The sequence below is a fragment of the Streptomyces sp. NPDC104381 genome, assembly GCF_055583745.1.
The window spans coordinates 239,029-249,386 of record NZ_JBVJNK010000010.1; the positions used below are offsets into that span (position 1 = coordinate 239,029).

The following is a 10,358-nucleotide window of genomic DNA, read 5'->3' on the forward strand; positions in this document are numbered from 1 at the left end:
CCGTTCCGGCCATGCGCGGTCTGGGCGCCGCGAGCACCGGATCGCGTCACACTATCCGGCGGAATCGGCCACAGGGGGCGTGCGTGACACATTCCACGCTCTTTACAACCGGGCATTCTGCCTATTCCGCTCCGATTGCCGTCCATCTCTTGGGAATTGCTTTACGAGCCGCACAGGTCATCCGCAGCATTCGACCCCGAATAGGTGGGTGCGGGCGTCGGGCTCGCGGCCGTATCGCCTGACGTGGCGTTCCCGGAGCTGTGATCCGTCTGTGAATCCCCGGATTCGATTTCCTCCGGGGGGACCACGGCGACCGGTTCGTCCTTGCGCAGCTGGGTGAACAGCCGGTCCGCGTCGGGCTGTACGAGCTCGTCGCGGTTCGGGTCGGACGGGTAGGAGCGGCGGGGCACGGTCAGGAACTGCACCTTCTCCGTGGGGACGTTCCGCATGCCGCGCACCAGGTCGTACAGATCCCTCAGGGAGTCGAGTCCCGGGTCGGTGGTGAGCGACTTGGTCGCCGCGTCCAGCACCGGGTAGAGCCGCGTCGGGTTCAGCAGCACCCCGTTGCTCTGCATCTTGTTGACGAGGGCGCCCAGGAACTTCTGCTGACGGTCCATGCGCTCGGTGTCGCTGCCGTTCCCGATCGACTTACGGGCCCGCACGTAGCCCAGGGCCTCCTCGCCGTCGAGCTTCTGGCGGCCGGCCGGGAGCTTGAGGTGGGCGTCGGCGTCGTCGACCGGCTCCTTGAGGCAGACCTCCACGCCGTCCACGGCGTCGACCATGTCCTTGAAGCCGTTGAAGTCGATGACCATGTGGTGGTCGACGCGGACGCCCGTCATCTTCTCGACCGTACGGATCGTGCAGGCCGTGCCGCCGAGCTCGAAGGCCGAGTTGAACTGGGCGAACCGCTTCGTCGTGGCCTTGCCGTCCTCCGTGTGGCAGCTGGGGATCTCCGCCATCAGGTCGCGTGGGATCGACACCGCCGTCGCGCTCCGGCGGTCGGCCGCGAGGTGCAGCAGGATCGTGGTGTCCGAGCGCTGGCTGCCGCCGTCGTCACGTCCGTACGCGCTGTTGTCGCCGGAGCGGGTGTCGGAGCCGATGAGCAGGATGTTCTGCGCGTCCCGGGCGATCGGCCGGGGGCGCTCCTTCTCGTACGCCCTGAGTTCGGCGGCCGCGCTTGTGTCCGTCGTGATGTTGCCGTCGAGCTTCTTGTACAGCCACCAGCCGACGCCGGCGGCGGCCAGCACGACCAGGGAGGCGGCGAGGGCGGTCCAGCGGAGCCAGGGGCGTCCGTGCTCCCGGGGGCCGCGCGCGGGGCGCGCGCTCCAGGTGCCGTCCGTCCGCCCGCCGTCGCCGCCGTCCTCGGGGGTCCCGGCGGTGTCGTCCCGGGGGGCCGCCCCGGACGCGTCCTGCGGCTCGTCCGCAGGCCCGCCCCCGGCCGAGTGGTCCGGGCGGTCCGGGTCGGCCGGGGTGCCGGGGCTGTCGCTCACGTCTGCGTCCATCCTTCACGTTCGGCGGCGCGATGGGCCGCCGGTCGCAGGAGTAGACGGCTGAACCTCACGCTTGGTTGTGCATTCAGGCGGCGTTCTCGGCGGTGCTTCGTACCGCCCGATCATGTACCGCCGCCGGTGCACAGTCCCGGGGGCTCGGCCCGCCGTGGGCCGGACGGGTGGCGTTCGGAGCGCTTGTCATACCGCGGTGGCGGTGATCCGCTCGCTCTCGACGCGCTTGGCCAGCCCGTCCGCGTCCAGCCGGTCCAGGTGGCGGCAGAGGACCACGGAGCCCCCGGCGGCCAGCGGCGCGAGGAGTCCGGCGGACAGCCCCTCCCAGGTGTCGTACGTACGGCCCGTCAGGAGCCTGGACCCCGGGCCGAGTCCCAGCTCCACCGCGTCCTCCCGGGCCCGGGCGACGACCTGGTCCGCCGTCAGGGAGGCGCCGCCCACGGACAGCGCCGGGGCCGCCGGGTCCACCGGGGCGTACGGGGCGAAGCGGTCGCCCTGGCCGGGCACCTCCACCGCGTAGTCCGCGAACCCCTCGGGGGCCTGCGGGAAACGCCCGCCCAGCGGACGCAGGGCCAGCGCGACCCGCTCGCCGCGGCAGGCGCGGGCCGTGTCGAGCGTGTCCGGTCCGCTGACGACGAGGTCGGCGGAGGCCGGGTCGCCCTGTACCTCGGCGACGACGCCCACCGACGAGCACGCGAGCAGCCAGACGGCCGACTGCCAGTGCGCGGGGAGCAGCAGCGCGAGCCGGTCGCCGGGCTCGGCGGCCAGGTCGCCCTGGAGCAGATTGGCGGTCTTGGCCACCCAATTGGCGAAGGTGGCCACCGACAGTTCGACGCGCTCTCCGGTTGCGTCGTCGTAGAAGGTGACGAGGGGACGGGCGGGGTCCGCGGCGAGCGCGGATCGCAGCAGGTCGGCGGGGGTGCGATCACTGGCGTTCATCCGCGCAAGGGTACGCGGCGCGCGCGGGCCCGAACGGGTGCGACGAGTGGCCCGTACACCGGTTCGGCAGACGGTGCGTCAACTGCTGGCGACTTTACTCCAGTAGCCGGGAATGCCGGACTCTGTCAAGGATTTCCTGTATGCGTGCACTTCTTGCAACCTCGATCGGCGTCACCTGCGCGACGGCACTCACCCTCCCGCTCGCCGCGCCCGCCCCCGCCGCCCCCGCCCAGGCCCCGGTCGCGCAGGCGCCCGCGGCAGCTCCCGCCGAACCCGTGGGCTCGACCCAGTCGCTGCCCCTGCGGCCGCTCGCCGACGCGGTCCCGCGGTCCACCGGCAAGCCCACCGAATCCCTGAACCCCGCGGCCGCCCAAGGGCTGCTGCGGCGTGACTCGCACCGCTTCTCGCTGGTCGGCGTGGTCTGGGACGACGCCGACACCGAACTGCACGGCACCGTCCAGGTCCGCACCCGGGCGACCGGCACCACCAAGTGGTCGGGCTGGCAGTCCCTGGAGACCCACAACACCGACCACGCCGCCGACGCCGGCAGCCCCGAACGCGAGTCGGGCACGGTGCGCGGCTCCACCGCACCCCTCTGGGTCGGCGACTCGGACGGCGTCGAGGTGCGCGTACGGTCCGAGACCGCGGGCCCGCGGAGCGGCGCCCCCGACACCGCGCCCCTCCCGGCGGGCCTCCAGGTGGAGCTCGTCGACCCGGGTGACGACCCGGAGCCGCCGGCCGCCGGGGCCACCCCGGCCACCGGCGCCCCGTCCGCCGTCACCCCCTCGGCGGGCACCGCGACCCCCGTCACGGCGACGCCGGCCTCGGCCGCCCAGCCGGGCGCGCTCCCGGAGTCCCCGGCCCTCAGCGTGGCCGCGGCCGAGAGCTCCGCGGTCAACGCCGACCTCGCGCCGCTCGGTGCCTCCGAGATCCCCGCCCTGAGCAAGGCCGAGTCGGAGGAGCAGGCGGTCGTCGCGGCGGGCGCCAAGCCGTTCGTGGGACCGCGCCCGCGTATCGTCACCCGCAAGGGCTGGGGCGCCGACGAGAGCCTGCGGGAGCGCGCCTTCGCGTACACCTCGACCGTCAAGGCCGCCTTCATCCACCACAGTGCCACCGGCAACAACTACACCTGCGCCCAGGCGCCCTCGGTCCTGCGCAGCATCTACCGCTACCACGTCAAGAGCAGCGGCTGGCGCGACTTCGGCTACAACTTCGCCGTCGACAAGTGCGGGAATATCTACGAGGGGCGCGCCGGAGGCGTGACGAAGGCGGTCCTCGGCGCCCACACCCTCGGCTTCAACACGAACAGCATGGGCATCGCGGTACTCGGGACGTACAGCTCGAAGACCCCGCCCGCCGCGGCGGTCACCGCCATCGCCAAGCTCACCGCCTGGAAGCTCGGCCTGTTCGGCCGCAACCCCAAGGGCAAGGTCACGCTCGTCTCCGGCGGCAGCGGGAAGTACAAGAAGGGCGCCAAGGCCAAACTCAACGTCATCTCCGGTCACCGCGACGGCTTCGCAACCGAATGCCCCGGAATCCGTCTTTACAACAAGCTCGGCACGGCCCGGACCAGTTCGGCGAAGCTGCAGGGCCGCTGACCGGGAGGCTCCGAACGGTCTGCATACACTGGCCAGCCGAAACGAGGCCCGGCCCCAGCAGGAAGCAGAGACGGTGCTGTGACAGAGGCAAAAGAAGCGATCCTCCTGGTCGGTGGCAAGGGCACCCGGCTGCGTCCGCTCACGGTGCACACCCCGAAGCCGATGGTCCCGGCGGCGGGGGTGCCCTTCCTCACGCACCAGCTGGCGCGTGCCAGGGCGGCCGGGGTGGAGCACATCGTGCTCGCGACGTCCTACCTCGCGGAGGTGTTCGAGCCGTACTTCGGTGACGGTTCGTCGCTCGGCCTCTCCATCGAGTACGTCACCGAGGACGAGCCCCTCGGGACCGGCGGAGCCATCCGGAACGTGGCGTCGCGCCTGGCCTCGGGCCCGGACGAACCCGTCATCGTGTTCAACGGGGACATCCTCACCGGGCTCGACATCCGGGCCCTGGTGGGGGCGCACGCCACCTCGGGGGCGGACGTCTCCCTGCACCTCACCAGGGTGGAGGACCCGCGCGCCTTCGGTCTCGTACCGACGGACGACACGGGCAGGGTGACGGCCTTCCTGGAGAAGCCGCAGACCCCCGAGGAGATAGTCACCGACCAGATCAACGCGGGGGCGTACGTCTTCCGCCGGTCGGTCATCGACACGATCCCGGCCGGCCGGCCGGTCTCCGTGGAGCGCGAGACCTTCCCCGGTCTGCTGGCCGACGGAGCGCATCTCCAGGGCATGGTGGACTCCACGTACTGGCTGGACCTCGGCACCCCGCAGGCGTTCGTCCGCGGCTCCGCCGACCTCGTCCTCGGCCGCGCCCCGTCCCCGGCGGTCCCCGGCCGCTGCGGCGACCGGCTCGTCCTGCCCACCGCCTCGGTGGCCGCCGACGCCAAGCTCACCGGAGGCACGGTCGTCGGCGAGGGCGCCGTGATCGGTGAGGGCGCCAGGATCGCCGGCTCCACGGTGCTGGAAGGCGCCGTCGTGGAGCCGGGCGCGGTGGTCACCGACTCGCTGGTCGGAGCCGGCGCCAGGATCGGCGCCCGGTCGGTGCTCACGGGCGCGGTGATCGGCGACGGAGCCCGGGTGGGCGCCGACAACGAACTGCGGGACGGGATCCGCGTCTGGTGCGGCGCGGTCCTGCCGGACGCCTCGGTCCGCTTCTCCTCCGACCAGTGAGCCACGGCCGGTGAGCCACGACGGGTGAGCGGGGACCGGTCAGCCACGACCGGTGGCCGTGGCCCGTGGCCCGGCTTCTTCGGCGCCGGGGAGGTCCCCGTCGGCCTTACCCTCGATAGGCACCCCGACGACCGAGGACCTCACCCGTGGCTGGACGCTTCGTACCCCGCACCACCGATGTGCCCCGGCAGGAGCCGGGGCCCGGTGCCGGTGCGGGGACCGGGCCGGCGGACCGTACGCCCCTGACCCGGAGCTGGACCCCGCCGGGCCCGCTCGACCTCCGGCTGGTCCTGAGCCCGCTGCGGCGCGGCCCCGCGGACCCCACGTACCGCGCGCTGCCCGACGGATCCTTCTGGCGGGCGACCCGCACCCCGGCGGGCCCCGGCACCCTGCGCGTCTCGGCGTCCTCCGGCGGCAGCGTCTCGGCGGCGGCCTGGGGGCCGGGCGCGCAGTGGCTCCTGGACGGGCTCCCGGCGCTGCTCGGCGCGGGCGACACCCCCGAGGCATTCCGCCCGCGCCACCGGCTGCTCGCCCTGACCCAGCGCAGCCGGCCCGGACTGCGGCTGCTTCGCACCGGGCTGGTCATGGAGTCCCTGATCCCGTCGATCCTGGAACAGAAGGTCACCACCGACGAGGCCTACCGCGCCTGGCGGCTGCTGGTCCGCACCTACGGCACCCCCGCGCCCGGCCCCGCCGACGTGACGTTCGGCACGTACGGCCTGTACGTCATGCCCGACGCCAGGACCTGGTCACTGATCCCGTCCTGGGAGTGGCACCGCGCGGGCGTGGACGCCAAACGCTCCGCCACCATCCTGCGCGCGGTCCGGGTCGCCCGGCGCATGGAGGAGGCGGCGGCCATGGAGCTCCCGGAGGCGTCGGCCCGGCTCCAGCTGATCCCGGGCATCGGCCCCTGGACGGCGGCGGAGACCCTCCAGCGCTCGAACGGCGCGGCGGACGCGGTGACGGTCGGCGACCTCCATCTGCCGGGCATCGTCGGCCACGCCCTGGCGGACAACAGGAACGCCGACGACGAGGAGATGCTCGCGCTCCTCGCCCCGTACGAGGGCCAGCGCCACCGCGCGACCCGCCTGATCATGCTCTCGGGCCGCACCCCGACCCGCCGGGCGCCCAGGATGACGCCCCGGAACATCGCCCGGCTGTAGCCCCCGCCTCAGCGCACGGTGATGAACGCCCCCGCGTCCCGGGCGGCCCGCGCCGGGGGAGTGGCCTTCGGGTGCCCCACGGCCACCGCGCCCAGCGGGTCCCAGGACTCCGGCAGGTCCAGCACCTCGCGCACCACGGACCGGCAGAACATCGTCGAGGACACCCACGCCGAACCGAGCCGCTCACCCGCGAGCGCCACCAGGAAGTTCTGCACGCCGGCGCCGGCCGCGACCACGAACATCTCGCGCTCCGCGGTGTCCCGGCGCTCGTCCCCGTAGGTGTGCGAGCCGTCCATCACCAGGCACGGCACCGCCAGATACGGCGCGTTGCGCAGGACGTCGCCCCGCCGCACCCGCTTGGCGACCGACTCCTCGCTGCGCCCGTCGCGCCGCAGATCGGCGATCCACGCGTCCCGCATGGCGTCCAGCAGCCGGTGGCGCGATTCCTCCGACTCCAGCAGGACGAAGCGCCACGGTGTGGTGTGGTGGGGCGCCGGAGCCGTCACGGCTGCCGCGACCGCGCGTCGTACGGCGCCGGGGTCGACCGGTTCGTCGGTGAACTCCCGCACCGTGCGCCGCAGGTTCAGCGCTTCCCGTACCGCCTCGGACGTGCCCAGCCGGAACATGTCGTCGGCCGCGACCCGCACCATCGCCCGGGCGCCCTCGTCCCCGGACGCGTCCGCCACCACGTGGGGGAGCCCGCGCACCACCGCGACCGGCAGCCCGGCCGCCTTGCCCTTCACCAGGTCACCGGCCGAGGCCAGTTCGTCGGCCGTGGCCACGACGGTGGCGCTCAGCGGATTGCCGTACCCGTCGGTGCCGCCCCGCAGGTCGTCCAGGACCCTGACCCCCGCCGCCCCGATCGCCACGTCGGTGAGGCCGTTGCGCCAGGGCCGGCCGAAGGTGTCGGTGACGACGACCCCGACCTCGACCCCGAGCGCGTCCCGCAGGCCGTCCCGGATGAGCCGGGCGGAGGCGTCCGGGTCCTCGGGCAGCAGGAGCACCGTGCCGGCCGGGGTGTTCGAGGCGTCGACCCCGGCGGCGGCCATGACGAGCCCCTGCCGGTTCTCCACGATCCTGAGCGTCCCGCGCCGGGCGACCACCCGGACGGTCTCGGCGTCGATCGCCGCCTCCCGGTCCGTGGCCTCGACGATCCGGCCCTCGGCCTTGGAGACGATCTTCGACGTGACCAGCAGGACGTCGCCGTCCACCAGCCCCGGCTCCGTGGCGGCGATCAGCTTCGCCAGGTCGTCGCCCTCCCGCACCTCGGGCATCCCGGGCAGCGCCCACACCCGGTACGACGGCGCGGCCCCGTCCGCCACGGCGCTCATGCGCGTACCTCCTCGGCCAGCGCCAGGGCCTGCCGGGCCATCTCGGCGGTGGCGTCCACGTCCGTCATCATCAGCGGGACGGCGCGGCAGCGGATCCCCGCCGCCTCGACCTCGCCGACCACTCCCTCGTCCACGCTGTCGACGAGCCAGCCGTCGAGCAGACCCGAACCGTAGTGCTGGGCGACGGCGGCCGCGGTGGACTCGACGCCCACGGCGGCCAGCACCTTGTCGGCCATGCCGCGCACGGGCGCGTCCCCGACGATCGGGGAGAGCCCGACGACCGGGACCCCGGCGTCGGCGATCGCCTCCCGGATGCCGGGGACGGCGAGGATGGTGCCCACCGACACCACGGGGTTCGACGGCGGGAAGACGATCACGTCGGACTCGGCGATGGCCTCCAGCACGCCCGGCGCGGGCTTGGCCTGCTCCGCGCCCACCGGCACGACGGCCTGCGCGGGCACGGAGGCGCGCAGCTTCACCCAGTACTCCTGGAAGTGGACGGCCTTACTCTCGCCGTCGACGTCCACCGCGACATGCGTCTCGACGCGGTCGTCGGACATCGGGATCAGCCGGACCCCCGGCTTCCACCTGGCGCAGAGGGCCTCGGTGACCGCGCTCAGCGGGTAGCCCGCGGAGAGCATCTGCGTACGGACGATGTGGGTCGCGAAGTCACGGTCGCCGAGACCGAACCACTCGGGCCCCACCCCGTACGCCGCGAGCTCGTCCTTGACCTGGAAGCTCTCGTCGGTACGCCCCCAGCCCTGCTCCTCGTTGATGCCACCGCCGAGGGTGTACATCACGGTGTCGAGGTCGGGGCAGACCTTCAGTCCGAACAGATGGATGTCGTCGCCGGTGTTGCCGATCACCGTGATGTCCGCGTCGGGCGCGGCCTGTTTGAGGCCACGCAGGAAACGAGCACCACCGATACCGCCGGCCAGAACCACAATGCGCATGCCCAACAGTCTGTCAGGCGAAGCCTGATCGTTGTGGGGGTGGTGGCGGGCGACGGGTGGGGCTGTCAGGCGAAGCCTGATCGTTGTGGGGGTGGTGGTGGGCGACGGGTGGGGGTGTCAGGCCGGTACGGCGTCCTCGGCGGGTGCTGCGCACTGCGCCGCGTGCATGGGCATGTCGGTCAGGCCCGGGAAGTAGACGTGCAGGCTGACGGCCGGCTCCAGGGAGTCGTTGACGACCTCGTGGACGTAGCCAGGGGCGAAGACGCGCTGCGCGCCGGCGTCCAGGGGCTGCGCCCCGCGTGCCGTGTGCTCGGTCAACTCGCCTTCCAGGACCGTGAGTACGCCGGAGGAGAGGCCGTGGTCGTGACGGCCGCTGCCCTGGCCGGGGACCCAGCTCAGCAGCCAGACCTCGTAACCGGGCCCTGTATGCAGCCGGTGGTACCAGCGGGTCGTGGTGTCGTACCGGACGAGCGGTGCCCACCGGTCGCGGTCGGCGGCGATGGAGCGGGCGAGGCCGACGAACCCGGCCACGGTGGAGGGGTGGGGGCTGGCCGGCTGGAGGAGGTGCTGGACCTCGAGGATGTCGCCGGCGATCGAAAGGTCGCTGTCGCTGTTCATGGGTGCGGTGGTTCCTCGGCATGTGGGTGCGCGTGCGGGAGGTCCCCGAGCCTGGGGTGACCGGAATGCGATGAAACGAAGAGCTGGATCAGAGCTGGAGCGCGACGGCTCAACAGCTGTGACAGCTGGAACAGCAACAGCGAGCCTGGACAGCCGTACGGAACCCACGGATGTGGGTCGTGTACGTCACTGCGGTCGCGTGCATGGTGTCAAGGAGACCGGGTGGGTTCATCCCGTGTCAACTCAATGCCCGATTTGGCGGCAATGTTTCACCCCATCCGGTTGAAGTGGATGGAGAAAGGTTTTGGCACCCACAACAGGGGCAAGGTGGCGCATCAACCGTGTCCGTAAACGCGGTTGAAAGTCCGTGACCCTACTGTGATCTTGGTCGCTCCGGTGATCAAATCGAAACATCGGGACCGCCTCGCTCGTCTCACACCCTGAGAAGTCGAGCCGGATGGCGACGGTGGCATATGTCAGGTTTTTGGCGATTTGGACACTTAGCGCATACGCTTGGTTCCGCAGAGTGAATACCAAGGCCAATAGCAGATCTTCGCTTGACTGGCCCGAAGCTACACACTTGTAATTTCACTCGTGTCGTTCGGCCGCATCGATAACGGCCGCATCACGGGGACGCAAGAGACAGACGAGGGGCGCACATGACCGAGCTGTTCCAGCAACTGCTGGTCGAGGACGCGGACGAAGAGCTCGGCTGGCAGGAGCGCGCGCTGTGCGCCCAGACCGACCCCGAGTCCTTCTTTCCCGAGAAGGGCGGCTCCACCCGCGAGGCCAAGAAGGTCTGTCTCGCCTGCGAAGTCCGCTCCGAATGCCTTGAGTACGCCCTCAACAACGACGAGCGGTTCGGGATCTGGGGCGGCCTCTCCGAGCGCGAGCGGCGACGGCTGAAGAAGGCGGCCATCTGACGCCGCGCAGCCGGACGCCGGGACGGCGATGGCCTGGGGGCCGCACCCTGTGACACAGGGCGCGGCCCCCAGGCCATCGGCATGCCGGGCCGCTTCGGGTTCCCGCCGGTCAACCGCTCGGCGCGGGGCGGACATCCGTACCGTTAGTGTGGGGCCCCGTC

The 10,358-nt window shown here is 72.2% G+C and carries 9 protein-coding genes; 4 read left to right on the forward strand and 5 right to left on the reverse strand.

Annotation, left to right across the window (positions count from 1 at the left end; all coding sequences use genetic code 11):
* Positions 1–161: 161 nt before the first annotated feature.
* Both ACZ607_RS31385 and ACZ607_RS31390 read right to left on the reverse strand, forming a co-directional pair.
* The gene (locus ACZ607_RS31385) at positions 162–1,502 is read right to left on the reverse strand and encodes an LCP family protein (RefSeq protein WP_469740382.1); all 1,341 of its coding nucleotides are present in this window, start codon (positions 1,500–1,502) and stop codon (positions 162–164) included.
* A gap of 186 nt (positions 1,503–1,688) precedes the next feature.
* On the reverse strand, positions 1,689–2,441 hold the full coding sequence (locus ACZ607_RS31390; RefSeq protein ID WP_469740384.1) for a TIGR03089 family protein: 753 nt from the start codon (positions 2,439–2,441) through the stop codon (positions 1,689–1,691).
* Between the two features lie 140 nt (positions 2,442–2,581).
* Here ACZ607_RS31390 and ACZ607_RS31395 point away from each other — a divergent pair, with 140 nt between their 5' ends.
* The 3 genes from ACZ607_RS31395 (at position 2,582) to ACZ607_RS31405 (ending at position 6,372) form a co-directional block, all read left to right on the forward strand.
* On the forward strand, positions 2,582–4,039 hold the full coding sequence (locus tag ACZ607_RS31395; protein ID WP_469740386.1) for an N-acetylmuramoyl-L-alanine amidase: 1,458 nt from the start codon (positions 2,582–2,584) through the stop codon (positions 4,037–4,039).
* Between the two features lie 78 nt (positions 4,040–4,117).
* Positions 4,118–5,209, forward strand: a complete 1,092-nt coding sequence (gene manB / locus ACZ607_RS31400) for a mannose-1-phosphate guanylyltransferase (RefSeq protein ID WP_469740388.1) — start codon at positions 4,118–4,120, stop codon at positions 5,207–5,209.
* Positions 5,210–5,355: 146 nt separating this feature from the next.
* A complete protein-coding gene (locus ACZ607_RS31405) occupies positions 5,356–6,372 on the forward strand; it encodes a DNA-3-methyladenine glycosylase family protein (RefSeq protein WP_469740390.1) in 1,017 nt (338 codons plus the stop codon).
* Between the two features lie 8 nt (positions 6,373–6,380).
* Here the strand turns inward: ACZ607_RS31405 and ACZ607_RS31410 are convergent, their stop codons facing one another.
* The 3 genes from ACZ607_RS31410 to ACZ607_RS31420 all read right to left on the reverse strand — a co-directional run bounded on the left by ACZ607_RS31410 (position 6,381) and on the right by ACZ607_RS31420 (position 9,274).
* A complete protein-coding gene (locus ACZ607_RS31410) occupies positions 6,381–7,703 on the reverse strand; it encodes a coenzyme F420-0:L-glutamate ligase (protein WP_469740392.1) in 1,323 nt (440 codons plus the stop codon).
* Positions 7,700–8,656, reverse strand: coding sequence for a 2-phospho-L-lactate transferase (cofD, locus tag ACZ607_RS31415; protein ID WP_469740394.1), 957 nt, complete (start codon positions 8,654–8,656; stop codon positions 7,700–7,702). Before cofD ends, ACZ607_RS31410 begins: the two co-directional genes overlap by 4 nt.
* 117 nt (positions 8,657–8,773) lie before the next feature.
* Positions 8,774–9,274, reverse strand: a complete 501-nt coding sequence (locus ACZ607_RS31420) for a cysteine dioxygenase (protein ID WP_469740399.1) — start codon at positions 9,272–9,274, stop codon at positions 8,774–8,776.
* A gap of 659 nt (positions 9,275–9,933) precedes the next feature.
* Between ACZ607_RS31420 and ACZ607_RS31425 the strand changes: the two genes are divergently transcribed.
* Positions 9,934–10,197, forward strand: a complete 264-nt coding sequence (locus tag ACZ607_RS31425) for a WhiB family transcriptional regulator (protein WP_031093859.1) — start codon at positions 9,934–9,936, stop codon at positions 10,195–10,197.
* The last annotated feature ends 161 nt before the right edge of the window (positions 10,198–10,358 follow it).